This is a genomic window from Streptomyces sp. CB01373, assembly GCF_002803075.1.
Lineage (GTDB): Bacteria > Actinomycetota > Actinomycetes > Streptomycetales > Streptomycetaceae > Streptomyces.
This window is the reverse complement of sequence record NZ_NNBK01000018.1, coordinates 1-23,911: the sequence shown is the minus strand read 5'-3', so window position 1 is coordinate 23,911 and position 23,911 is coordinate 1. Positions and strand designations below refer to the sequence as shown.

The window sequence follows — 23,911 nt, the reverse complement described above, 5'->3', positions numbered from 1 at the left end:
CCGGTTCAGTCGTCGTGGGGCACGAGCGCGACCGGGCGGGTGACGTGGTGGACGAGGGCGTGCGTCACCGGACCCGCGTGCGCGCCGATCGCGGGGTGCCGCCTGCGGCGGCCCACCACCAGCAGGCCCGACCCGCTCACGGCGCCCGGCAGAACGTGGGCCGGGCGCCCCTCGTGCAGGGTCGCGGCCACGTACACGGCGGGGAACTTCCGCCGCCAGGGCTCCAGCAGCGCTGCCAGTTCCCGTTCCGCCTCCTGCCGGAACGATGCCCGGGTGCGCGCGTCCGGCAGCCCGTGGGTCAGCGGCACGTGCCAGGCGTGCACCACCCGCAGAGGCGCCCCGCGCAGTTCGGCGGCGCGGAGGGCGAAGTCCAGGACGTCGTCGCAGGAGCCGTCGGTGTCGACGGCGACCGCCACGTCACGGTGCGCGGTCCCCGCCGAGACGTGTCCGGAGACGTCCGGCAGATGTTCGCTCCCCGCCGTCTCCCCCGCCCGTACGAGGACGACGGGCCGCTCGGCGTGCACGGCGGTCGCCATGGCCACCGAGCCCAGGACGAAGCCTCCGACCGCGCCCAGCCCCTGGCTGCCGATGACCAGCAGCTCGGCGTGCGCCGCCTCGTCGAGCAGCGCGGGACCCGGCTGCCGGCGCACCTGCTCGCTCGACAGGTCGAGGCGCGGGTACGAAGCGGCCAACGCGCCGACCGTGTCGCGGAGCATCCGGCGCGCACGGGCCTGCGGCACGCGCACCTCGGGCAGGCCCGTGCTCCCGGCGGTGTCGGGCAGGCCCTCCCAGGCGTGCACCAGCCGGAGCGGCAGCCCCCGCCGGAGGGCCTCCCTGGCCGCCCAGTGGGCTGCGGCGAGGCTCTCGCGCGAACCGTCCAGGCCGGCCACGACGGGTCTCAGCATGGCGGTCACCTCCTCGTTCCCGCACCGTCCCCCGGCGGGTGCGCGGCCGGCGCCACACCGGCCGCGCACCCGGGTGCGGCATGGAGCGCCCCCTGCTCGGACGCGCCGCACCGGGATGGTCCTGGTGCCCGTCTTCTCCTCCGGGACCAGGACCGTGTCGGTCTCGGGTCGTACTCCGCGCGCTCCGTGCTCCGCGCGCTCTTCCAGTGTCGCGCGTCCGGGCCGCGGCGGGAGTGGGCCGACCGGCCCGGCGGACGGTGGGCCCGGGGTCCCGCCCCGGCGGGGACGTACGGCCGGTGTGCCCGCGTCGGGCGGCCCCAGGACGGCGGCCCGGAAGGATGTCAGGCTGAAGGTGGAGGGAGCCGTTCAGGCGACCGTCCGCTCGGCGGGCCGGGGGTGGCCCAAGGGCCCGGTGGTGGTCGGAGGTCCGGAGGGAGCAGCGATGAGGGCGAACACACCCGGCCGGCGTCCGCTGTGGCGGTGGCGGAGCAATCCGATGCGCCGGCGCGAGGACGTGATCGAGGGCTGGGCCCTGCTGGCCACGTGGGCCGTCATCTCGGTGGGCGCTCCCCTGACGGGGGTGGTCGTCGGCCAGGCGGCGGCGGACGGCCTCGCCCGGCAGCAGGTGGAGCGGCACCCGGCCACCGCCGTCCTGGTCGCCACGGCCCGGCCCGGCGGCGACAGTGTGACGACGCCGGACGACCGGGTCTCGGGGACCGTCCGCTGGACGGAACCGGACGGCACCCGGCACGAGGCCCGGACCCTGGTCGCGCCCACCTTCGAAGCGGGCGACCGGATCGGAATATGGACCGATCAGCACCACCGGGTCACTCCCCCGCCCCTGACCCCGTCCCAGGCCGCGACACAGGCGGCGGCCACGGGCGCGCTGGTGTCGCTCGCCGTCGCGGGTGCCGCCGGCGCCGGATGCTGTGCGGCCCGCGCCGCGCTCGACCGGCGGCGTGCCCGCGCCTGGGAGGCCGAGTGGCGCGAGGTCGGACCCCAGTGGGGCCGCGCGGCACGCTGAGTCGCGCGGACGTCATGCCACCGGTGCGTCCTGGCCGCCGCGGGGCAGCGGACAGCGCAGCAGGACGCCCACGCCCTCGTGCACCCGAGCCTCCCGCTCGGGCACCAGGACGAGTTCCGCCCGGGTGCCGACCAGCGCACGGGTCAGTGCCGCGTCGGCGCGCTCCCGGCGTACGTCCTGGACGCCGTAGGAGCGCAACTCCTCTTCGGTGAGCGCCAGTTGGCCGGGTTCCGGGCCGACCCACAGGCGCAGCGGCGACTCGGGGTGGTTGTTGAGGAGCAGCGCCCTGACCTGGCCCCGTTGCAGGGCGGCCACGGCGGCGGGCAATCCCTCGGCCGTCACCGCGCCGTGGGCGCGTTGGGCCAGGAAGACGTCCAGCAGGCGTCGGTCGTGCGCGGCCATGCGTCCCCTGAACAGGCTCTCCAGCCGCTGCTCCAGCAGGGCCCGCCCCGGCACCGCGTCGCCTGTGCCCTCCACCGTGGTGACATGTCCGCGCAACGGCGCGGGAAGCCGGTTGACGAGGATGCCGCGGGCCCAGGCGTCTCCCGCGACGACCACCGCTTCGCAGTCGATGCGCCGTGCGTGGCCCTCCAGTTCCCGGCCGATCACCCGGGCCGCCCGCGGCCAGTCGCCCGCCGGGATCTCCTCGTGCAGGCGGTACCCGGGCGCGACCTTGGTCAGGGGCCAGACGCCGGCCTCGGCGTCGACGCGCACGGTGCCCGTCGCGTCCGTGGAGTGACGTCCGCCGTAGCGGACCCGCACCGCCAGGTACGGGATCCCGGGGGCGTGCTGGGCGATCAGCGGCATGATGTCCGGCAGCGTTCCGAAGTGCGCCGTGTCCCGTGCGGGCGGGACCGGCAGCTCGTCCAGCAGGGCCGCGTGGCCGTGCGCGGTGAACACCGCCTGCCCGTGGGTGCCGGGGACCTCCATATCGCTGCCCACGAGGTCGGCCACCGCGGTGATGGTGCCCCGGTCCGCCCCCTCGGACGTCAGGGCGTCCCGCAGGTGCCGCCACCGCAGTCCTATGGCCGCGTCGGGATCGGCGACGGCGCTGTCGCGGGAGGTGTCCAGATACACCGAAGCGAACGGACCGGACTGCTTGTACAGAGGTTCGAGAAAGGAAAGCCTCATGGTCGCTCCCGACTGCCCCGCGCCCGCCCGAAGCCGCTCACGGCGGCCTCCCGGCCGGCTCGCCAGCCACCCACCCGGCCAGTCTCCCACCGTTCCGGCCGGCCGGGCGCCCCGGACTCGGGCTGTTCGGGCTGCACCGCCCGGCGGCGCACACGACAATGGGTCTCGGCGCGCGATCCGCCCCGGCGGCGGACACGCGATCCGCCCGACGGGCAGGGGAAGGCGGTGGCCTGTGATGACGTACGTCGCTGTCAGTGCGCTGAGCCATCCGGGACTGATCCGCGAGCACAACGAGGACAGCCTGGTCGCCGGGCCGTGGACCCTGTGCGCCACGGTGACCGAGAATCCGCAGACGCTGGTGTTCCCGCTCGGCGCGCCCCTGGTCGTCGCGGTCGCCGACGGGATCGGCGGCCAGCCCGGAGGCGATGTGGCCAGTTCCCTGGTGGTCCGGCAGCTCGCGCGGTCCGGGCCCGGCATGACCGGCGAGGACGACGTCCGCGAGGCACTGCACGCCTGCAACCGCCGGGTGTACACGGCCGCGGAGAACGACGGACCGGCCACGATGGGCACCACCGTCGCGGGCGCCGTCCTGCTGCCCGGGTCGCTGCTGGCGTTCAACGTGGGCGACAGCCGGGTCTTCGCCGCGCCCCGGGACGGGCTGCTCCAGGTCAGCGTGGACGACAACCCGCCGACCCCGCCGGGGCAGCGCACGATCTCGCTCCTGACCCAGGCCCTCGGCGGCGCCCGGACGTTCCACGCCGTCACCCCGCATGTGACGGCCTGCGCCCTCGCCCCGGGCGACCGGTACCTGATCTGCACCGACGGCCTGACCGATCCGCTGCCGAACGACGTCCTGGACGAGCTGCTGAGGGAGTTCGACGACGGCCGGGCCGCCTTCGAGCTGTGGAAGGCCGCCATCGCCGCCGGCGGTCCCGACAACATCACGCTCGCCCTGGTGCGGGTCGTGGAGCGGTGACCCCTCCGCCCGTCCCGGCGCGTACCTCTCACCTGGCCCGCCGGAGGGGTCGGTTCCTAGACTGTGAGACGTGGTGCGGGCCAACGAGGAGGTCGAGGCGCTCCTCCAGGAGTACGCGGACCTCATCGCCATCACCGGAGGCGACGCGTTCAAGGCGCGCGCCTACGAGAAGGCCGCCCGTGCCATCGGCGGCCACCCCGCCGACGTCTCCCGCCTCGACGTCGCGGGTCTGAAGGAGATCCCGGGCGTCGGCAGGTCGATCGCCGAGAAGGTCGTCGAGTACCTCCGCACCGGAAACGTCACGGTGGTGGAGGAGACGCGGGCCAGGATTCCCGCCGGGGTACGGCAGTTGATCACCATCCCCACCCTCGGCCCCAGGAAGGCGATGACCCTCTACGAGGACCTGCACATCTCCTCGGTGGCCGAACTGGCCGACGCGATCAAGGCGGAGAGGCTGCGCGATCTGAAGGGCTTCGGGAAGAAGACCGAGGAGAACATCCTGCACGGCATCGCCCTCATGCGGCAGGCCGGCGAGCGGATCCTGCTGGGCACCGCCACGGAGGCCGCCGAGGACGTCGTCGCCGAACTCTCCCGGATCACCGGCTGTGCGCGGTGCGCGTACGCCGGATCGCTGCGCCGCATGAGGGAGACGGTCGGGGACATCGACGTCCTCGTCGCCGCCGAGCGGTCGGCGCCCTTCATGGACGCGCTGACCGAACTGCCCACGACCGCCGAGGTCATCGCGCACGGCGCGAAGAAGACCTCGATCCGTACCGACACGGGCGTCCAGGTCGACCTGCGCGTGGTGCGGCCGGACTCCTGGGGCGCGGCGCTGCAGTACTTCACCGGCTCCAAGGGGCACAACATCCGTACCCGGACGATCGCCGTCCATCTGGGGCTGAAGCTCTCCGAGTACGGCCTGTTCGACGCCGAGAGCGGGGAACGGGTCGCCTCCCGCTCGGAGGAGGACGTGTACGCCAGGCTCGGCCTGCCCTGGATCCCGCCCACGCTGCGCGAGGACCGGGGCGAGATCGAGGCCGGTCTGCGCGGTGAACTGCCCGAGGTGGTCACGGAGGACGACATCAGGGGCGACCTGCACACCCACACCGACCTCACCGACGGTCTCGCCCCGCTGGAGGAGATGGTGGCGGCGGCCGCCGGCCGGGGCTACGCGTACTACGCGGTCACCGACCACGCGCCCGGCCTCGCCATGCAGCGCATGACCGAGGAGAAGGTCCTCGCCCAGCGCGAGCAGGTGCGGTCACTGGACGGCCGGCACCACCGGATGCGGCTGCTGCACGGCACCGAGCTCAACATCGGCCCGGACGGGGAGGTGGACTGGCCCGACGAGTTCCTCGCGGGCTTCGACCTCTGCGTGGCCTCGGTGCACTCCCACTTCGGCCTCGGCCGCGGGGCGATGACCCGGCGGCTCGTACGCGCCTGCGAGAACCCGCACGTCCATGTCATCGGGCACCCCACCACCCGGCTGATCGGCAGGCGGCCCGGCATCGACGCCGACCTCGACGAGGTGTTCGCGGCCTGCGCCCGCACCGGCACGGCCCTGGAGATCAACGCCCAGCCGGACCGTCTCGACCTGGGCGACGAGGACATCCTGCGGGCCAGGAGCCACGGGGTGAGGTTCGCCGTCGACTCCGACGCCCACTCCCTCCTCCATCTCGCCTACCTGCGCTACGGAATCGGCACGGCGCAGCGCGGGTGGCTGACCCCGGACGATGTGATCAACACCTGGCCGCTGCGGCGGCTGCGCGGCTTCCTGCGCAAGGACGGGGCCGCCTGAGGCGGTTCGGGAGCCCCCCAGCACGCGGCCGTGACCGAGCACCGCGTCGGCGGTTCGGTCACGGCCGCGGGACGGCTCGCGCGGGTGTCACGGCTTGCGCGCGAGGCCTCCGTGCTCGGCGACGGCCGCCGCGGCGGGGGCCTCGGGGTCCGGACGCCAGTGCGGGACGGAGACGACGCCGGGCTCCACGAACTCCAGCCCGTCGAAGAACGCGGTCATCTGCTCGACGGTGCGCAGGTTGTACGGGATGGCCCCGCTCTTGTTGTAGCCCTCCTGGGCCGCTTCGAAGTCCGGGTCGGTGCCGAGCGAACCGTCGTTGATGGACAGGTAGCTGCCGGACGGCAGCGCGTCCATCAGCCGGGTGACGATGGAGCGAGCCTGGTCGTAATCGGCCACGTGGCCGAGGATGTTGCTGAGGATCAGGGCGATGGGACGGGTGAAGTCCAGCGTGTCGGCGGCGGCCGCGAGGATGCGGTCGGGGTCCAGCACGTTGGCGTCGACGTAGGCGGTCGCCCCCTCCGCGGTGGAGTAGAGCAGGGCGCGGGCGTGGGCGAGGACCATCGGGTCGTTGTCGACGTAGACGATCCGGGACTCGGGCGCGATGCGCTGGGCGACCTCGTGGGTGTTGTCGGCCGTCGGCAGGCCGGTGCCGATGTCCAGGAACTGCCGGATGCCCGCCTCGGTGACCAGGTAGGTGATGTTGCGGCGCAGGAAGCCGCGGCTGCTGCGGGCGATGGTGACGATGCCGGGGAAGACGGCGGTGTAGGCGTCGCCGGCCTCCTCGTCGACGGCGTAGTTGTCCTTGCCACCCAGCCAGTAGTTCCAGATCCGAGCCGAGTGGGGCACCGTCGTGTCGATCTTCTGGTGCGCCGCTGGGTCGGGGCTCGTCGCGGGGTGGGTCATGGGTACCGTCCGTTCTCCGTCGCGCGGGTTGTCCGACGACAAACTACGTTCCGAAAGCCCTTCTCCGCACGCCAGTTCGCGTTTCCGCCGGTGGTTTTCACGAACAAGGGCGGCCCCGGCGCCCGACGGCCGCGCGCGGCACGCCCGCCGTCCCCTACGCCATGCCCCGGCGGCGCAGCAGCAGCCAGAGTTCCGCGGTGACGTCCGGGTCGGTGAGGTCCACGCCGAGCAGCGCCCGGCAGCGCGAGACGCGGTGCCGGAGCGTGTTGCGGTGGACGCCGAGCGCGCGGGAGGCCGCCTCCCACTGGCCGTGATGGCGCAGGTAGCCGACGAGGGCCTGGCGCAGGGCGTCGCTCAGCCCGTCGCAGGCGGCGGCGAGCCGCGCGGTCGTGTCACCGTCGTGCGGTCCCGCGGAGGGGCGGGCGAGCAGCCGGGTGCCCGGGGCGAGGTCCGCCAGCGTCGCGGCGGCGACCGCGCGGACGGATGGCACCTGTCCGACCGGGACCGCCTCCGTCAGGACGGCCGCGGCGGCGGCGTCCGCCCGCCGTAGCGCGTCCTCCAGGCAGGCGGTCGGGGGGTGGTCCGCGGGGACCAGGAACCAGGCCGCGCCCTCGTCCGTCCGGACGGCGACCGTCTCCGGACACCAGCGGCGGACCACTCCGACGAGGATGTCGCTCGCCCGGCCCCTCATCGCGAGGAGACGTACGTGGTCCGGCGGGGCCGGTGCCCGTACCGCGCCCGCGAGCCTGCGCGCGGCGTCCGCGTGCCCGAGGTCGACCAGCAGTCCGACGCAGCGCTGCCCCTCGTCGGCCACGGACGCGGCGCGCGCGCCGCGGACCGCGTCCAGGCTCAGCAACGCCGACGCCGTCAGCACGGCTCTGCGCCTGGTGGGGTCCAGCGGCGTGGAGGTGCCGACCGCGAGGAAGCCCGCGGCGCGCTCCCGCACGGCCAGCGGGAAGACGATCACCGCGCCCGAGCCGGTCGCGAACGAGGCGGCGGAGTGCGCTCCGGCGCCCTCCAGCCGGACGATCTCCGCGCGTACCCGCTCGGCCTGCTCGGCGGCTCCGGCGGGGAACACCTGGTCGACCTCGCCGGCCGGTGTGTACGCCGCCGCCCAGGCGTCCAGCGACCGGCCGAGGGTGTGCAGGACCGTGGCGACCGGGTCGGCGGAGGCGGCCGCGTCGACGAGCGCCCGCTGGGTCGCCAGGACGTCCTTGAGGTGCTGCTCGGCCGTGCGGGAGACGGCGGCCCAGTAGGCCTTCGTGATGCGCAGGAACGGCGTGGGCCGCGGGACCGTGAGCAGGCACAGCCCGAGCTTGCGGCAGGCCGACAGGAGCGGCGCGGGCACCTCGGTGTGCACCGGACCGAGGCCGAGGGCCAGCGCGGTCAGCTCCGCCTCCACCAGGCGGCCGACGTAGCGTTCGCAGCCGAGCTTGTTCCGGGGCAGGGACAGGCCCGTCGTCAGCAGCAGCTCCCCGCCGTTCAGATAGCCGGTCGGGTCGGCCAGTTCGCTGATGTGCACGGCGGACACCTCGCGCGACGAGGCGGCGAACCCCTCGGCCGGCGCGAGATCCGTACCGAGGGCCCGGCACAGGGAGGCCACCGTCGGAACCGTCACGCGTGCTCCTGCGCGGGAAACCTCACGAGTGCTCCTGTGCGATCCGTCCAATGCGGGTCCTGCGTGGTGCATTTTATCCAGTGAGGGATCCGCGCCGACTCCGTACGGTCGTCCCGTCCCGAGCGAATGGAGAGAGGTCATGCCCGTCGATCCGCCCGAGGCACCGCTCCACGGCCTGGTCGTCGCCGACTTCAGCCGCGTCCTGGCAGGCCCGCTGGCCTCGGTGATGCTGGCGGACCTGGGGGCCACCGTCATCAAGGTGGAGCGCCCGGGCTCCGGCGACGACACCCGTGCCTGGGGCCCGCCGTGGACCGACGGTTCCAGCAGCTACTTCGAGTGCGCCAACCGCTCGAAGCGGTCGGTGACCCTCGACCTGTCCGACCCCGAGGACCTCCGGCTGGCGAGGACGCTGGCCGAGCGGGCCGACGTCCTGGTGGAGAACTTCAAGGACGGGGCGCTCGCCGCACGAGGACTCGACTACGACTCCGTCCGCCGCGCCAACCCGGGCGTCGTGTACTGCTCGGTGACCGGCTTCGGCCGCCACGGCGGCGCGGCGCTGGCGGGCTACGACTTCCTCGTCCAGGCACTCGGCGGTCTGATGAGCATCACCGGCGACCCCGGCGGCGACCCGCAGAAGGTCGGCGTGGCCCTGGTCGACGTACTGACCGCCAAGGACGCGACCATCGGCATCCTGGCGGCGCTGCGGGCCCGCGAGCAAAGCGGCCGGGGCCAGCGGGTGGAGGTCAACCTCCTGTCCAGCCTGCTGGGTTCGCTGGCGAACCAGGCCTCGGCGTATCTGACCACCGGCCGGGCGCCGGGACGGATGGGCAACGCGCACCCGTCCATCGCGCCGTACGAGACGCTGCGCTGCGCGGACGGCCTGCTCGCCATGGCGTGCGGGAACGACGGGCAGTTCCGCCGGCTGACCGAGGTGCTGGGCGCGCCGGAGCTGGCCGACGACGAACGCTTCGCGGTCAATCCGGCCCGGGTGCGCAACCGCCACGCACTCGTCCGGGCCCTGGAGGAACACCTCGCGCGCGACACGGTCGAGACCTGGATCGGACGGTTCACCGCGGTCGGTGTTCCGGCCGGACGGGTCGGCACCGTCGCCGACGGCATCGCCCTGGCCGAGTCGCTCGGCCTCGAACCGACCGTCCGGGTCGGCCCGTCGTCCCCGCCCCAGATCCGGCACCCCGTCACATACTCGGCCACCCCGGTCACCGGCTACCGGCCACCGCCCCGTCTCGGCGAGCACAGCGACGACGTACGCCGCTGGCTCACCGGCCCGGAACCCACCGAACCGCCAGAGGAGAAGACCGCATGAACGCACCGGCCAAGCTGCCCCCGCTCGACCCCCGCGACCCCGCCGGACTGCACGACCTGCTCACCCCGGAGGAGAAGGCGGTCGCTGCCTCGGTGCGCCGGCTCTGCGGGCAGCGCGTCGACCCCTTCGTGGCGGACTGGTTCGAGCAGGGCACCGTTCCCGACATCCGCGGCCTGGCCAAGGAACTCGGCGCGCTGGGTGTGCTCGGCATGCACCTGGAGGGCTACGGCTGCGCCGGCATGTCGGCCACCGAGTACGGCGTGGCCTGCCTCGAACTGGAGGCCTCCGACTCCGGCATCCGCTCGCTGGTCTCCGTGCAGGGCTCGCTGGCGATGTTCGCGATCTGGAAGTGGGGCACCGAGGAGCAGAAGCGGCAGTGGCTGCCGTCCATGGCCGCCGGTGAGGCGATCGGCTGCTTCGGCCTGACCGAGCCCGACATCGGCTCCGACCCCGGCAGCATGCGCACCCGGGCGCGGCGCGACGGCGACGACTGGATCCTCGACGGCCGCAAGATGTGGATCACCAACGGCAGCGTGGCCGACGTGGCCGTGGTCTGGGCCCGGACCGACGAGGGGGTGCGCGGCTTCGTGGTGCCCACCGGCACCCCGGGCTTCTCGGCCCCGGAGATCAAGCACAAGCTGTCCCTGCGTGCCTCGGTCACCAGCGAGCTGGTCCTGGACGGGGTACGCCTTCCCGCGGACGCCGTGCTCCCCGAGGTCCGGGGTCTGAAGGGCCCGCTGAGCTGCCTCAACGAGGCCCGCTACGGCATCGTCTGGGGAGCGATGGGCGCGGCCCGGTCCTCGCTGTACGCCGCCCAGTCCTACGCGATGGAGCGGACGCAGTTCGGCAAGCCGATCGGGGCGTTCCAGCTCACCCAGCAGAAGCTGGCCGACATGTACCTGGAGTACACCAAGGGCGTGCTGCTGGCGCTGCATCTGGGGCGTCGCAAGGACGCGGGCACGCTGCGGCCCGAGCAGGTGAGCCTCGGCAAGCTGAACAACGTCCGCGAGGCGCTGGACATCTGCCGCACCGCCCGCACGGTCCTCGGGGCGAACGGCATCTCGCTGGAATACCCGGTCATCCGGCACATGAACAACCTGGAGTCCGTACTGACCTACGAGGGCACCGTCGAGATGCACACGCTCGTGATCGGCCAGGCGCTCACGGGGCAGTCGGCGTTCCGGTGAGCGCGGGCGGGGACGCCCACCGCGGGGAGCCGGCGGGGGGCCACACCACCCACAGACACCCGCCCCACCGACACCCGCACCAGCAGCCCCCGCCCGCGGGGAGCCGCCGCGCCCGCGGCCGGTCCGGCAGCCACCCGCGCGGCTCCGCGACGACGGCGGTGACCTGGTCTCCGGTGACCTCCTGACCGGCACGCGGGGACCGGGGTACCGTCCAGCAGGACGACCACATCGCAGCGCCGAGGCCCGGCCCGCCGGGCGAGGGGAGCACCGCATGAGCGAGTCCACCCACCAGGCACCCGCCGAACCCGGGGACGGCGGCCGTACCGATCCGCTCGTCCAGCTGTCCCTGGAGCGGTTGCGGCAGCGCTCCAGCCTGAAGTGGCGCACGCATCCGGAGGACGTCCTGCCGCTGTGGGTGGCGGAGATGGACGTCCCCCTGGCGCCCGCCGTCGCCGACGTCCTGAACCGGGCCGTGGCGCTGGGGGACACCGGATACCCCCACGGCACCGCCTACGCCGAGGCCCTCGCCGCCTTCGCCGCCACGCGGTGGGGGTGGGACGGCCTGCGCGTGGAGAACACGGCGCTCGTGCCCGACGTGATGCTGGGCGTCGTCGAGGTGCTCCGTCTCGTCACGGACCCCGGCGACGCGGTCGTCGTCTGCTCACCCGTCTATCCCCCGTTCTACGCGTTCGTCGCGCACGACGGCCGCGAGGTCGTCGAGGCCCGTCTCGGCCCCGACCTGCGGATCGACCTCGCCGCCCTCGAGGACGCCTTCATACGCGCACGGCGCCACGGCCGCCGCGCCGCGTTCCTGATGAGCAACCCGCACAACCCGACCGGTGTCGTCCACACCCGCGCGGAACTCGAGGCGGTCGCCGCGCTCGCCCGCAGACACGGTGTCCGGGTGGTCTCCGACGAGATCCACGCCCCGCTGGTGCTGCCCGGCGCCGTCTTCACGCCCTTCCTCAGCGTCCCCGGCGCGGAGAACGGATTCGCCCTGACCTCCGCGTCCAAGGCGTGGAACCTGGCCGGTCTCAAGGCCGCCGTGGCCGTCGCCGGCACCGAGTCCGCGGACGATCTGCGCCGGATGCCCGAAGAGGTCGGCCACGGCCCCAGCCACCTGGGCGTCCTTGCCCATACGGCCGCGTTCCGCGACGGCGCCGACTGGCTCGACGAGCTGCTGCTCGGGCTCGACGCCAACCGGAGCCTGCTGGGCGAACTGGTGAAGGAACACCTCCCGGACGTGGGGTACGTCCCGCCGCAGGGCACCTATCTGGCCTGGCTGGACTGCACCGGCCTCGGGCTGCACGACGACCGTCCCACCGACGGTCCCGGCGTCGTGAGCGACCTCGCCGGACCGGCGCGGCTGTTCCTGGACGAAGCCCGTGTCGCCCTCAGCTCGGGACACGTCTTCGGCAGCGGCGGCGCGGGCTGCGTACGTCTCAACTTCGGGACCTCACCGACGATCCTGCGTGAAGCGCTGACACGCATGGGCCGCGCGGTCACCGGCCTCGGGCGGGAGTCCTCCCCGGCTCGCGGCTCCGGTTCTTCGGTCCAGGAGGGCTGAGCCGAGGGCGCCCGCCGTCCCCGGAGGAACGGCGGGCGCCCTGCCGCGATGCCCACCGGGGTCAGTGGCCGATGGCCCGGAAGCGGCGCAGGCGCAGGCTGTTGCCGACCACGAAGACCGAGGAGAAGGCCATCGCGGCGCCCGCGATCATCGGGTTGAGCAGTCCGGCCGCGGCGAGCGGAAGCGCGGCGACGTTGTAGGCGAAGGCCCAGAACAGGTTGGAGCGGATGATGCCCAGCGTCCTGCGGGCAAGCCGTATGGCGTCGGCCGCGGCCCGGAGGTCCCCGCGGACCAGGGTCAGGTCGCCGGCCTCGATCGCGGCGTCCGTGCCGGTTCCCATCGCCAGTCCCAGATCGGCCTGGGCGAGTGCCGCCGCGTCGTTGACGCCGTCGCCGACCATGGCGACCGAACGGCCTTCGCCCTGGAGGCGCTTGACGACGTCGACCTTGTCCTGCGGAAGGACCTCGGCGATGACGTGCTCGGGTGCGATGCCCGTCTCGGCCGCGACGGCCTCGGCGACGGCCCGGTTGTCGCCGGTGAGCAGCATGGGCGTCAGGCCCAGGGCACGCAGCCGGCGTACGGCCTCGGGGCTGGACTCCTTGACGGCGTCGGCGACTTCGAGGACCGCACGCGCCTCGCCGTCCCAGGCGACCGCGACGACCGTACGACCGGCCGCCTCGGCGCCCTCCTTGGCGCGCCGCAGGTCGTCCGGCAGGGACATCGCCCACTCGGCGAGCAACCGCTCGCGCCCGACGAGGACGGCGTGCCCCTCGACGACGCCCTGGACCCCGAGTCCGGCGACGTTGGCGAAGTCCTCCGGGACCGGCAGGGTGCCCACGCGGTCCGCGGCTCCGGTGGCGACCGCCCGGGCGATCGGGTGCTCGGAGGCGTGCTCCAGGGCGCCGGCGAGCCGCAGGACGTCCGTCTCGTCGGTGCCGTCGGCCGGGTGTACGGCCAGCAGGGTCATCCGGCCGGTGGTGACGGTGCCCGTCTTGTCCAGGACGACGGTGTCGACCTTGCGTGTGCTCTCCAGGACCTCGGGGCCCTTGATGAGGATGCCGAGTTGGGCCCCGCGTCCGGTGCCGACCATGAGGGCGGTGGGTGTGGCGAGCCCCAGGGCGCACGGGCAGGCGATGATCAGGACGGCGACAGCGGCGGTGAAGGCGGCGGTCGGTCCGGCGCCGCCGAGGAGCCAGAAGCCGAGCGTGGCCAGGGACAGCGCGATGACGACGGGGACGAAGACCCCGGAGATCCTGTCGGCGAGCCGCTGGGCGGCGGCCTTGCCGTTCTGGGCGTCCTCCACCAGCTTGGCCATGCGGGCGAGTTGGGTGTCCGAGCCGACCCGGGTGGCCTCGACGACCAGCCGTCCGCCCGCGTTCAGGGTGGCGCCGGTGACGGCGTCCCCCACGGCGACCTCGACCGGGACGGACTCGCCGGTGAGCATCGAGGCGTCCACGGCGGAGGCACCCTCGACGACGGTGCCGTCGGTGGCGATCTTCTCGCCGGGGCGGACCAGGAAGCGGTCGCCGACCTTCAACTCCCGCACGGGGACGCGTTCTTCGTGTGCGCCGCGGAGAACGGTGACCTCCTTCGCACCCAGTTCCAGCAGGGTCCTGAGCGCCGCACCCGCCTTGCGCCTGGACCGGGCCTCGAAGTAGCGGCCGGCGAGGATGAACGCGGTCACACCTGCGGCGGCCTCCAGATAGATGTTTCCCGCGCCGTCGCCGCGGGCGATGGTCAGCTCGAAGGGGTGGGTCATGCCGGGCATGCCGGCGGTGCCGAGGAACAGCGCCCACACCGACCACAGGAACGCCGCGGAGGTGCCGACCGAGATCAGCGTGTCCATGGTGGCCGCGCCGTGCCGGGCATTGGTCCAGGCGGCCTTGTGGAACGGCCAGGCGGCGTACGTCACCACGGGCGCCGTCAGGGTCAGGGACAGCCACTGCCAGTACTCGAACTGGAGGGGCGGGATCATCGCCATCGCGATCACCGGCACGGCGAGCACGACCGCGGTGGTCAGCCTCTCCCGCAGCGGCCGGAGCTCGTCAGGGCTCTCTCCCACCGAACCCGCCGAACGCGCCGAACGCGCCGAACCCGCCGAACGCGCCGAACCCGCCGAGCGGCCGGCCCGTTCGGGCTCGGCACGGACGGACTCGGGTTCGGGTTCGCGCGCGGTGTAGCCGGTGGCCTCGACCGTGGCGATCAGGTCGGCCACGGCGACATCCTCGCGGAAGGTGACTCTCGCCTTCCCGGTGGCGTAGTTGACGGTCGCCTCGACGCCGTCCATGCGGTTGAGCTTCTTCTCGATACGGGCCGCGCACGAGGCGCAGGTCATGCCGCCGATGGCGAGTGCGACCTCGGCGGCATCGGACGTGGTGGTGGTCATGTGATCGGCTCCTCCTTGCCCATCAGGTACCCCCTAGGGGTATCCAGCAGTCCCATGTATACCCTTAGGGGGTACGTGAGGCAAGGACTCGACCACTGGTTTCACATACGGGGTGGGGGTATCTGACGTGCGTGGATCCGCCCGGGAACGTGCGATGCCGCACGCCGCACGGCCGGCGGCTCGCCTCCTCGAGGCGCGTACTCAGTGCGCGTACTTAGCGCGCGCCGAGGCCGTCCAGAAGGCCGGTGACCTGCGAGTGGACGGCGTCCCACGCGGCGCCCGGCAGATCACCGAGGGCCGTCCCGCGCAGCCCGCTCAGGACCTCCGCCACGTCGGCCGCGCGCGGGACACTTCCGCTGAACACGTCGTAGCCGTCGCGGACGGCGACCCGCAGACGATCGCCGTCGTCCTCGGCGTGCACCGCCGAGGCGACCGCGAGGGGCGGAGGTCCGCCCGCCTCGCCGTCCAGCTTGCGGTAGGCAGAGGCGACCGGCTCGCGCCAGCGGAGGCTGAGCAGGACGGGCCGCTTGGCCACCACCTCGGACAGGTCCGCCTCACGGACGCCTTCGGGCTCCAGCACCGTCGCCCGGGCGTCCAGGACGAGCGCGGCGGGCAGCAGGCAGCGCAGGGCACTGCCGACGAGGTTGCCACCGACCGTCGCCGTCCGGCGCACGGCCCCGGTGCCCACCGTGGCGGCGGCCAGGCGCAGTACGTCGGGAACCCGCTCGTCGATCCGGTGCAGCACCACAGCGCCGCCCACGGTCCGCCGTCCCACGACGTTGGCCTCCGGCAACTCGCGCAGGGACATGGCCAGTTCGGGGAATCCGTCGCGCTGCCAGGTGGCCCAGACGAGGGTCGCCCCGCCGATCGGCACGGCTCCCTCCGCCAGACACTCCCGTGCTTCGGACACGGACGTGGGCAGACGCAACAGCACAGCGACCGACCTGCCTTCCTGGGACGCCGGACGAAGGCGGTGGGCAGTGCCGCGGTCCCCTGCCCGCCGGCAGGCAGTCTTCCCTGCCGGCCGGGGGCGCGCACAGGGCTCACACGAGCACACGGCGCGCCGGCGGCAGCGCCCCGGCGCATATCCCCGCCGCATACCCACCCGCTCCGAACCGGTCTGCCGCCGTCGCCCGTTCGCCGCGAGTCGATGGCCGCGGGATGTGCGCATACGATGGGCACATCGGCTCGCAGGGCCTGGACGAAGGCCTCGAACCTTGGACAAGGACTCATTTCCCGGGGCCCGGGCGTTCAGTGGCACCGGCGCTCGTCGGCCGGGCACCCTGCGCGTCTCGCCACGCGCGTCTCAGCATGCGCTTCTCAGCATCGCCAAGGAGCATCGCCATGGCCGCTCAGTCCAGCACGATCGTCCTGGAGCGTCCGGCGCAGGAACTCGCCGACGCGACCTCGAAGCACCCCTTCCTGTACGAGATGGAGCCCGCCGAAGCACGCAAGGTCCTCGACGACCTTCAGGCCGCGCCGGTCGACAAACTGCCGGTCGACGAGGAGTGGATCACCGTACCGGCCTCCGTGGGCGACGTACGGGTCCGCCTCGTCAGGCCGCGGGGCGTCACCGGAACGCTGCCCGTCGTGGTGTACATGCACGGCGGCGGCTGGGTGCTGGGCAACGCGGGCACCCACGACCGGCTGGTGCGCGAGCTGGCGGTCGGCGCCCGTACCACCGTGGCCTTCGTCGAGTACACGCCCTCGCCGGAGGCGCGCTATCCCGTGGCCATCGAGCAGGGCTACGCGACCGCGCAGTGGATCACGCGGGAGGGAGAGTCGAAGGGCCTGGACGCCCGACGGCTGGCGGTGGCCGGCGAGTCGGTCGGCGGGAACATGACCGCGGCGCTCGCCCTGATGGCCAAGGAGCGCGGTGACGTCAGGTTCGTGCACCAGTCGATGTACTACCCGGTCACGGACGCGGCGATGGACACCGACTCCTACGACCAGTTCGCCAGCGGCTACTACCTCAGCCGCAAGTTGATGGAGTGGTTCTGGGACGCCTACACGACGGACCCGCACCAGCGCGAGGAGATCACCGCGTCCCCCAACCGGGCCACCGGCGAGCAGCTCGCCGGACTGCCGCCCGCCCTGCTGCTCGTCGACGAGGCCGACGTGCTGCGCGACGAGGGCGAGGCGTACGCCGCCAAGCTCCGCGCCGCCGGCGTCCCGGTGACCACGGTGCGCTACGACGGCACGGTGCACGACTTCATGATGCTCAACTCGCTCAGCCACTCCAAGGCCGCCCGGGCGGCCATCGACCAGGCCGTGCGGTTCCTGCGGGGCGCGCTCGGCACGGAGGACGACGCGTCCGCCACCGGTTAGCTCCGGCCGGCGCGGGTGAGGAGCAGGGCCACGTCGTCGGGTTCCGCGGGGCTGCGCAGGGCGTCCAGCAGATGGTCGCAGGTCTCTTCCAGCGGACCCGGTGGCCGTGTCAGGAGGCTCAGCAGCGTGGCCAGTTGCGCGTCGAGCGAGTCGCTGCGGGTCTCGACGAGCCCGTCGGTGTAGAGCAGCAGCCCGTCCCCGGGCCCGATCCGGAGGCGGGTGGTCTCGAAGGGGACGCTTCCCACGCCGAGGGGCGCCCCGGTCGGGAGGTCGAGCAGCCGCGGAGCACCCGAGGCGGGGATGAGGACCGGCGGCAGATGTCCGGCCATGGCGACGTGGCAGCAGGCGCGGCGCGGGTCGTACACGGCGTACGTGCAGGTGGCGAACCGCTGCTCCAGCTCGCCCGTGATGCGGTCGAGGTGCGACAGGACCGCGGCGGGGTCCAGGTCGAGCGCGGCCAGGGTGCGGGTCGCCGTACGGAGCTGGCCCATGGTGGCGGCGGCGCCGCTGCCGCTGCCCATCACGTCGCCGATGACCAGGGCGGTCCTGTCGTCGGACAGCGCGATCGCGTCGTACCAGTCGCCGCCGATCCCGCAGATGGTGGAGGCGGGCTGGTAGCGGCAGGCGATGTCCAGGCCCGGCCGCCGCGACGGTTCCCTGGGCAGGAGGCTGCGCTGGAAGTCCTCGGCGGCCGTCCGCTGGTTCTGGTACCAGCGGGCGTGGTCGATGCTGACGGCCGCGCGGGAGGCCAGTTCGAGGGCCAGGGTGGCGTCGTCGTCGCCGAACGGCACGGGATTGCCGCTGCGGGCCAGCGCCAGGGCGCCCAGGACGCGGCCGTGGGCGACGAGCGGGACGACCAGGCAGGAATGGGCCTTGACCTCCGCGAGGGCGTGGGCGGCGTGGGCCGGGGCGAGGCGGGCGATGTCACGGGCGGTGACATGGGCGGCGAGGACCGGTCCGCCGGTGGTGACGCACCGGGCGACCATGTGGTGCGGCGCGAACCGGGCGACGTACCCGACGGGGAGGGAGACGCCCGGGGCCGGGTGGGCGACGACCGCCAGGGTGCGCATGGCCATCGGGCTGCCCGGTCTCCAGCCGGGGTCGCCGCCCTGGAGCGCCGCGTCCAGGAGGTCGACCGCGGCGAGGTCCGCGACGTCCGGCACGCAGACGCGGGCGAGCTCGTCGGCGGTGGTGGCCGGATCGAGGGTCGTCCCGATGCGCGCCGAGGCGTCGGCTATCAGAGCGAGGCGCTGCCGCGCGGCGGCGGCCTCGGCGGAGGCGCGGTGCTGCGCGGTGACGTCGATGAGTTCGGTCGCGACCCCGAGCGCCCGCCCGGCCCCGTCCTCCAGGCGGTAGTACGAGACCGACCACGCGTGCTCGCGACCGGGGTCGCAGGGGGTGGGGGCGAGGATGAGCTGGTTCAGCAGCGGGTCGCCGCTGTCCAGTACGCGGCGCATCGCGGTCTCGACCCAGACGGCGTCCATGAAGCCCAGCACCTCGCGGACGGTCCGCCCGACATGCTGCTCGGCTGACCGGCCGTTGAAGCGCTCCAGCGTGGGGTTGACCACCAGATACCGCAGGTCGGTGTCCACGATGCCCAGCCCGATCGGGGACTGCGAGACCAGCCGGGCGGAGAGCGCGAGGTCGCGTTCCATGGTCCGCAGGACGGCGCGGTCGGCGGCGATGCCGAGCGCGTAGTAGTCCCCGTGCGCGCCCTCCAGCCGCATGTTGCGGAACTCCACCAGGCGGGAGCTGCCGTCCTTGTGGCGGACGGGGAAGGCTCCGGCCCACCCCGTGCCCTCCGTCATCACCTGAGCGAACAGCGCGACGACGAGGTCCCGGTGCCGTTCGTCGACCATCAGCCGGGCCGCGTACCGGCCCACGGCCTCCCCGGCGCTGTAGCCGAAGACCTGCTGGGCCTGGGGACTCCAGAAGACCACGCGCCCCTGCGCGTCGAGCACCACCGCCGAGACGCTCAGCGAGTCCAGCAGGCCGCCGGACGGGGCCGCGGGCTCGATTCCGGCGTTTCCCATGAAGGCTTCGGCAGACTCCACCGTCGACGCCTCCTCTCGACTCGCCCCCGCGCTCCCGGCCGAGACCGCTGCCTACGCCACCATGGTCTCGCGCCCCGGCCGGGTCGGCAGGTCCGCCGCGGGCGGCTCACCGCCCGCCGGACCGTCCTCAGTCGATCCCGTATCGCGCCGCGATGCCGTCGATCACGAGTTCGAGCCCCTCCGTGAAGTGCTGCTCGTAGTCCGCGAAGATCCGGGGGCCGCACTGGACCCTGCTGACGACGGGCACGGACACGGCACCCGTGGCGTACGGCGCGGGGGTGTTCCTGATCCGCCCGGACGGCCACGTGGGCTGGGCGGGCGAGACCGCGGACGGGCTGGCGGAGTACGCGGGGCGGGTGGGAGCCGAGGACGCGCACCGGATCCCGTAGCGAGCGGAACCGGACACATGTCCCGGCGGACCATCCGAATGATGGACATGATCCGCCGCGAGCCGGAAGGGCCCCGTAGGCTGGCCCGTGCAGCTGGTTCGCCCCGTCCGCCAGGCGGGATGCGTCGCAAGAGGGAACCCGGTGGGAATCCGGGACTGCCCCGCAGCGGTGAGCGGGAACGACCGCCGTCATACGCACTGGGCCCGGGAAGGGCCTGGGAAGCGACGGCCAGTAGGTGTCTCGTACGACGAAGACGTGCCCGCGAGTCCGAAGACCTGCCAACTGCCCGTGTGCGAACCACTCGCGCGCGGACATCCCGGTGACCTCGAGGGCGGGTCGGCGAACACACCGAACGGACGGCCGCGGGCCGGTGCCGTCCGGTCCCGTCACCCTTCGCGCCCCCGTCCCGTCGCCGGGATCTCAGGGAATCGTCTCGCGAAGGAGATCTCCGTGACCACCAAGTCCGCAGCCGCGGCAGCCCGGGCCACCGTGTACGGCTACCCCCGCCAGGGCCGGGGCCGGGAACTCAAGAAGGCCGTCGAGGGCTACTGGAAGGGCCGCGTCACCGCCGACACCCTGCGCGCCACGGCCGCCGAACTGCGCCGCGCCAACTGGCGGGCACTGGCCGGGGCCGGCGTCGACGAGATCCCCACCGGGGACTTCTCGTACTACGACCACGTGCTGGACACCACCGTGATGGTGGGCGCTGTCCCGGCCCGCCACCGGGACGCCGTCGCCGCCGGACCCCCTGGACGGCTACTTCGCGATGGCGCGCGGCACCCAGGACGTCGCGCCGCTGGAGATGACCAAGTGGTTCGACACCAACTACCACTATCTGGTCCCCGAGTTGGGTCCCGACACGGTGTTCACGGCCGACTCCGCCAAGCAGGTCGCCGAACTGGAGGAGGCCCTCGGCCTGGGCCTGACGGCCCGGCCCGTTCTGGTCGGCCCCGTCACCTACCTGCTGCTGGCCAAGCCCGCCCCCGGCGTGGCCGCCGACTTCGACCCGCTCACCCTGCTGGACCGGCTGCTGCCCGTGTACGCGGAGGTCCTCGCCGACCTGCGCGCCGCGGGCGCCGCATGGGTGCAACTGGACGAGCCGGCACTCGTCCAGGACCGCACCCCGGCGGAACTGAACGCCGCCGGGCGCGCCTACCGCGACCTCGGCGCGCTCACCGACCGGCCCAAGCTGCTGGTCGCCTCCTACTTCGACCGTCTGGGCGACGCGCTGCCGCTGCTGGCCAAGGCCCCGGTGGACGGGCTCGCGCTGGACTTCACCGAGGCGGCGGCGGCCAACCTGGACGCCCTCGCCGCCGCCGGCGGACTGCCCGGCAAGCGGCTGGTCGCCGGGGTCGTCAACGGCCGCAACATCTGGGTCGACGACCTGTCGGCGTCCCTGGCCACGCTCGGCACCCTGCTGGGCCTCGCCGACCGGGTCGATGTGTCCGCCTCCTGCTCCCTGCTGCACGTGCCGCTGGACACGACGGCCGAGCGTGACATCGAGCCGCAGATCCTGCGCTGGCTCGCCTTCGCCCGGCAGAAGACCGCCGAGATCGTCACCCTCGCCAAGGGCCTGACCCACGGCACGGACGCGATCGCCGCCGAACTCGCCGCGAACCGTGCCGACCTGGCCTCCCGCGCGCACTCCCCCATCACCCGCGATCCGCAGGTCCGCGCCCGTGCCGCGGCCGTCACCGACGCGGACGCCCGCCGCTCCCAGCCGTACGCCGAACGGGCCGCCGCCCAGCGCGCCCACCTCGGCCTGCCGCTGCTGCCGACCACCACGATCGGCTCCTTCCCGCAGACCGGCGAACTGCGCGCCGCCCGCGCCGATCTGCGCGCGGGCCGGATCGGCACCGCCGGCTACGAGGAGCGTGTCAAGGCGGAGATCCGGGAGGTGATCTCCTTCCAGGAGAAGACCGGCCTCGACGTGCTGGTGCACGGCGAGGCCGAACGCAACGACATGGTGCAGTACTTCGCCGAGCAGCTCACCGGATACCTCGCCACCCAGCACGGCTGGGTCCAGTCCTACGGCACCCGGTACGTCCGCCCGCCGATCCTGGCCGGCGACATCTCCCGTCCGGACCCGATGACGGTGCGCTGGACGACGTACGCGCAGTCCCTGTCCGACCGGCCGGTCAAGGGCATGCTCACTGGTCCGGTCACCATGCTCGCCTGGTCCTTCGTCCGCGACGACCAGCCGCTGGCCGACACCGCCCGCCAGGTCGCCCTCGCCCTGCGCGACGAGGTGAACGACCTGGAGGCGGTGGGTACTTCGGTGATCCAGGTGGACGAGCCCGCCCTGCGCGAGACCCTGCCGCTGCGCGCCGCCGACCGCGCGGCCTACCTGGCGTGGGCCACGGAGGCGTTCCGGCTCACCACCGGCGGCGTACGCCCGGACACCCAGATCCACACCCACATGTGCTACGCCGAGTTCGGCGACGTCGTGCAGGCCATCGACGACCTCGACGCCGACGTCATCAGCCTGGAGGCCGCCCGCTCCCACATGCAGGTCGCCCGCGAACTCGCCGCTCACGGCTACCCGCGCGAGGCCGGGCCCGGCGTGTACGACATCCACTCCCCGCGCGTCCCGAGCGCCGAGGAGACCGCCGACCTCCTGCGCACCGGTCTGGAGGCCATCCCCGCCGAACGGCTGTGGGTCAACCCCGACTGCGGTCTGAAGACCCGCGGCTGGCCGGAGACCCGGGCCTCCCTGGAGAACCTCGTCGCGGCGGCGCGCACCGTGCGCGGTGAGGTGTCGTAGGACTCCCCCGGCGCGTCATGTCCGCTCCGGCCGACCCCGGCCGGAGCGGACGTGCGTCCCAGCCGTCACCGGGCCCCGGGCACGGGCCGCTGCCGTGGCCCCCTTCAACGGCCTGGCCGCCCGGAACGCCGCGGTGCACGTCGCCTGCGGGTCAGGCCGTTCCCGAGGTGATCAGGAGACCGAGGCGTCCTGTTCGGAAGGCGCCGTGCTCTGTTGCTCTACGCCCGCGGACGGCGTGGCCTTGAGTAGGACGGCGTCGACGATCAGGGCGGTCAGCGCGAATCCGGCGGCGGCCAGGAAGGCCGCCTGGTAACCCCCGACCAGGGCTTCCGCCTCGGACTTCCCCGCGACGGTGAGGCTCTTCGTACGCGCGCTGACGAACACGCTCAGCACGGTGAGGCCGATCGCGCCCCCGATCTGCTGACTGGTGTTGAACAGTCCGGAGGCGATGCCGGACTCGTCCGGCATCACGGCACTCATGCCGAGCCCCATGATGGCCGGCGCGGCCGCGGGGCCATCGCCCGGGCCCGAGCCGCCTACGACTCCACCGCTGAGGCGGCGACACGGACGGACCGGCCTCACCCGTAGCCCGTTCGCCGCGGCGAAACAAGAAGTGGAATATTCAACCAACCGTGCCGGTTGTGGCAGCCGGTGGCTCTGGAACGAGGCACCGGAGGAGGTCACCAGTGGACACGACGTACTACGAGCACGGAACGCCTGCGGAGCGCTGGGAGCGGGCGCGGATGTTCTTCGACGCCCGGGACTACGCCGCCGCGGCCCGTGTGCTGGAGGGGCTGGTCGAGGAGGTGCCCGAGCAGACCGGGCCCCGGCTGCTGCTGGCGCGTGCCTACTACCACTCGGCCCAACTGCGCCGGGCCGAGGACCAGTTGCGTGTCATCGTCGAGCGCGACCCGGTGGAGCACTACGCCCGGCTGATGCTCGGCCGCACCCTTCAGCGGCAGGGTCGCCGGGACGAGGCGGGGACGCACCTGCGTATCGCCTCCGCCCTGGCGGGCGACCTCCCGTGAATCACGCCGGGTGGAGGTGCAGGAACAGGGTGACCGCGGAGTTCGCCGAGGACATCGCGGACACCGCCGCACCGGCGGCTGCGCCCCACACGGCGGCGCCGACCGCCGTGAAGACCGGCGGCCAGTGCCGGCCCGCCGGTGCCGGCGCCAGCAGGGCGGCGACCCGGCGCGGCACCGGACCGCCGGCGGCCACCGCGGCGAGAGTGGGCGCGGGCGCGCCCGACGACAGCAGGGCCGCCTTGCCGACCGCCCGCGCCACCACGCGCCGGTCGCCGACCGCGCGGGCCGCGTCCTCGTCGGCCCAGCGTTCGGCGGTGTAGACGACGGCGGAACGCAGCGGCCGCAGAAGGGGGTTGGCGCAGGCAGCCAGGTGGACGGTGAGCAGGTGACGGTGGTGGCGGGCCGCCAGGTGGGCGCGTTCGTGCGCGAACAGGGCACGCCGTTCGTCCGCGGTGAGGCCGTTCAGAAGGGGTTGCGTCCTGGGAAGTGGTGTACGGGCTCCCACCTGATCCGGGCGTTTGGTCCGGCG

At 73.6% G+C, this 23,911-nt stretch carries 18 protein-coding genes, 2 pseudogenes and 1 riboswitch; of the genes and pseudogenes, 10 read left to right on the top strand and 10 right to left on the bottom strand.

Annotated elements, in window-relative coordinates; genetic code table 11:
* Window positions 1-5: 5 nt before the first annotated feature.
* A complete protein-coding gene (locus CG719_RS27140; RefSeq protein WP_100571329.1) occupies window positions 6-905 on the bottom strand; it encodes a universal stress protein in 900 nt (299 codons plus the stop codon).
* 442 nt (window positions 906-1,347) lie between these two features.
* Between CG719_RS27140 and CG719_RS27135 the strand changes: the two genes are divergently transcribed.
* Entirely contained in the window at window positions 1,348-1,929 is a 582-nt protein-coding gene (locus CG719_RS27135; RefSeq protein ID WP_100571328.1) for an Rv1733c family protein, read from the top strand.
* Between the two features lie 12 nt (window positions 1,930-1,941).
* Here CG719_RS27135 and CG719_RS27130 read toward each other — a convergent pair whose 3' ends face one another.
* On the bottom strand, window positions 1,942-3,060 hold the full coding sequence (locus CG719_RS27130; protein WP_100571327.1) for a baeRF2 domain-containing protein: 1,119 nt from the start codon (window positions 3,058-3,060) through the stop codon (window positions 1,942-1,944).
* A gap of 235 nt (window positions 3,061-3,295) precedes the next feature.
* Here CG719_RS27130 and CG719_RS27125 point away from each other — a divergent pair, with 235 nt between their 5' ends.
* Window positions 3,296-4,036, top strand: a complete 741-nt coding sequence (locus CG719_RS27125; RefSeq protein ID WP_100571326.1) for a PP2C family protein-serine/threonine phosphatase — start codon at window positions 3,296-3,298, stop codon at window positions 4,034-4,036.
* A 70-nt stretch (window positions 4,037-4,106) separates the two neighbouring features.
* The gene (gene polX, locus CG719_RS27120; protein WP_100571325.1) at window positions 4,107-5,834 is read left to right on the top strand and encodes a DNA polymerase/3'-5' exonuclease PolX; all 1,728 of its coding nucleotides are present in this window, start codon (window positions 4,107-4,109) and stop codon (window positions 5,832-5,834) included.
* Window positions 5,835-5,921: 87 nt separating this feature from the next.
* Here polX and CG719_RS27115 read toward each other — a convergent pair whose 3' ends face one another.
* A complete protein-coding gene (locus CG719_RS27115; RefSeq protein WP_100571324.1) occupies window positions 5,922-6,737 on the bottom strand; it encodes an SAM-dependent methyltransferase in 816 nt (271 codons plus the stop codon).
* Window positions 6,738-6,891: 154 nt separating this feature from the next.
* Complete coding sequence (locus tag CG719_RS27110) at window positions 6,892-8,355, bottom strand: PucR family transcriptional regulator (RefSeq protein ID WP_159024967.1); 1,464 nt, start codon at window positions 8,353-8,355, stop codon at window positions 6,892-6,894.
* Window positions 8,356-8,494: 139 nt separating this feature from the next.
* Between CG719_RS27110 and CG719_RS27105 the strand changes: the two genes are divergently transcribed.
* From CG719_RS27105 to CG719_RS27095, 3 genes are all read left to right on the top strand, one after another.
* A complete protein-coding gene (locus tag CG719_RS27105; protein ID WP_100571322.1) occupies window positions 8,495-9,679 on the top strand; it encodes a CaiB/BaiF CoA transferase family protein in 1,185 nt (394 codons plus the stop codon).
* Window positions 9,676-10,866, top strand: coding sequence for an acyl-CoA dehydrogenase family protein (locus tag CG719_RS27100; protein ID WP_100571321.1), 1,191 nt, complete (start codon window positions 9,676-9,678; stop codon window positions 10,864-10,866). Before CG719_RS27105 ends, CG719_RS27100 begins: the two co-directional genes overlap by 4 nt.
* Window positions 10,867-11,137: 271 nt before the next feature.
* Complete coding sequence (locus CG719_RS27095) at window positions 11,138-12,433, top strand: MalY/PatB family protein (protein ID WP_100571320.1); 1,296 nt, start codon at window positions 11,138-11,140, stop codon at window positions 12,431-12,433.
* Between the two features lie 61 nt (window positions 12,434-12,494).
* On the opposite strand, the gene CG719_RS27090 is transcribed toward CG719_RS27095, so the two are convergent.
* The gene (locus tag CG719_RS27090; RefSeq protein ID WP_100571319.1) at window positions 12,495-14,819 is read right to left on the bottom strand and encodes a heavy metal translocating P-type ATPase; all 2,325 of its coding nucleotides are present in this window, start codon (window positions 14,817-14,819) and stop codon (window positions 12,495-12,497) included.
* A 214-nt stretch (window positions 14,820-15,033) separates the two neighbouring features.
* A complete protein-coding gene (locus CG719_RS27085) occupies window positions 15,034-15,753 on the bottom strand; it encodes an FAD binding domain-containing protein (RefSeq protein ID WP_100571318.1) in 720 nt (239 codons plus the stop codon).
* 410 nt (window positions 15,754-16,163) lie between these two features.
* Here CG719_RS27085 and CG719_RS27080 point away from each other — a divergent pair, with 410 nt between their 5' ends.
* Entirely contained in the window at window positions 16,164-17,147 is a 984-nt protein-coding gene (locus CG719_RS27080; RefSeq protein WP_100571317.1) for an alpha/beta hydrolase, read from the top strand.
* Here CG719_RS27080 and CG719_RS27075 read toward each other — a convergent pair.
* Both CG719_RS27075 and CG719_RS27070 read right to left on the bottom strand, forming a co-directional pair.
* Window positions 17,144-19,201, bottom strand: coding sequence for a SpoIIE family protein phosphatase (locus CG719_RS27075; protein WP_324838751.1), 2,058 nt, complete (start codon window positions 19,199-19,201; stop codon window positions 17,144-17,146). The genes CG719_RS27080 and CG719_RS27075 overlap by 4 nt on opposite strands.
* A gap of 127 nt (window positions 19,202-19,328) precedes the next feature.
* The gene (locus tag CG719_RS27070; protein ID WP_234375780.1) at window positions 19,329-19,454 is read right to left on the bottom strand and encodes a TetR/AcrR family transcriptional regulator C-terminal domain-containing protein; all 126 of its coding nucleotides are present in this window, start codon (window positions 19,452-19,454) and stop codon (window positions 19,329-19,331) included.
* Between CG719_RS27070 and CG719_RS37215 the strand changes: the two are divergent.
* Window positions 19,414-19,590: pseudogene (locus tag CG719_RS37215) on the top strand (aromatic-ring hydroxylase C-terminal domain-containing protein); the annotation flags it as partial. The gene CG719_RS27070 and the pseudogene CG719_RS37215 overlap by 41 nt on opposite strands.
* Window positions 19,591-19,667: 77 nt before the next feature.
* A riboswitch (cobalamin riboswitch) is annotated at window positions 19,668-19,887 on the top strand.
* Window positions 19,888-20,040: 153 nt separating this feature from the next.
* Window positions 20,041-22,354: pseudogene (metE, locus tag CG719_RS27065) on the top strand (5-methyltetrahydropteroyltriglutamate--homocysteine S-methyltransferase).
* A gap of 171 nt (window positions 22,355-22,525) precedes the next feature.
* Here the strand turns inward: metE and CG719_RS27060 are convergent.
* A complete protein-coding gene (locus CG719_RS27060; RefSeq protein WP_199836795.1) occupies window positions 22,526-22,834 on the bottom strand; it encodes a hypothetical protein in 309 nt (102 codons plus the stop codon).
* Window positions 22,835-23,040: 206 nt separating this feature from the next.
* On the opposite strand from CG719_RS27060, the gene CG719_RS27055 reads away from it, so the two are divergent.
* Window positions 23,041-23,382, top strand: coding sequence for a tetratricopeptide repeat protein (locus CG719_RS27055; RefSeq protein WP_100571316.1), 342 nt, complete (start codon window positions 23,041-23,043; stop codon window positions 23,380-23,382).
* Between the two features lies 1 nt (window position 23,383).
* On the opposite strand, the gene CG719_RS27050 is transcribed toward CG719_RS27055, so the two are convergent.
* Window positions 23,384-23,911: M48 family metalloprotease (locus CG719_RS27050; protein WP_159024966.1), on the bottom strand; the 528-nt coding region annotated here is incomplete at its 5' end.

What these genes read in the sequence shown, in the direction of transcription:
- CG719_RS27130 (WP_100571327.1), bottom strand. Translation starts at nt 3,060, where the DNA reads ATGAGGCTTTCCTTTCTCGAACCTCTGTACAAGCAGTCCGGTCCGTTC.
- CG719_RS27090 (WP_100571319.1), bottom strand. Translation starts at nt 14,819, where the DNA reads ATGACCACCACCACGTCCGATGCCGCCGAGGTCGCACTCGCCATCGGC.
- CG719_RS27105 (WP_100571322.1), top strand. Translation starts at nt 8,495, where the DNA reads ATGCCCGTCGATCCGCCCGAGGCACCGCTCCACGGCCTGGTCGTCGCC.
- CG719_RS27135 (WP_100571328.1), top strand. Translation starts at nt 1,348, where the DNA reads ATGAGGGCGAACACACCCGGCCGGCGTCCGCTGTGGCGGTGGCGGAGC.
- CG719_RS27060 (WP_199836795.1), bottom strand. Translation starts at nt 22,834, where the DNA reads ATGAGTGCCGTGATGCCGGACGAGTCCGGCATCGCCTCCGGACTGTTC.
- CG719_RS27095 (WP_100571320.1), top strand. Translation starts at nt 11,138, where the DNA reads ATGAGCGAGTCCACCCACCAGGCACCCGCCGAACCCGGGGACGGCGGC.
- CG719_RS27140 (WP_100571329.1), bottom strand. Translation starts at nt 905, where the DNA reads ATGCTGAGACCCGTCGTGGCCGGCCTGGACGGTTCGCGCGAGAGCCTC.
- CG719_RS27080 (WP_100571317.1), top strand. Translation starts at nt 16,164, where the DNA reads ATGGCCGCTCAGTCCAGCACGATCGTCCTGGAGCGTCCGGCGCAGGAA.
- CG719_RS27115 (WP_100571324.1), bottom strand. Translation starts at nt 6,737, where the DNA reads ATGACCCACCCCGCGACGAGCCCCGACCCAGCGGCGCACCAGAAGATC.
- CG719_RS27100 (WP_100571321.1), top strand. Translation starts at nt 9,676, where the DNA reads ATGAACGCACCGGCCAAGCTGCCCCCGCTCGACCCCCGCGACCCCGCC.
- CG719_RS27125 (WP_100571326.1), top strand. Translation starts at nt 3,296, where the DNA reads ATGACGTACGTCGCTGTCAGTGCGCTGAGCCATCCGGGACTGATCCGC.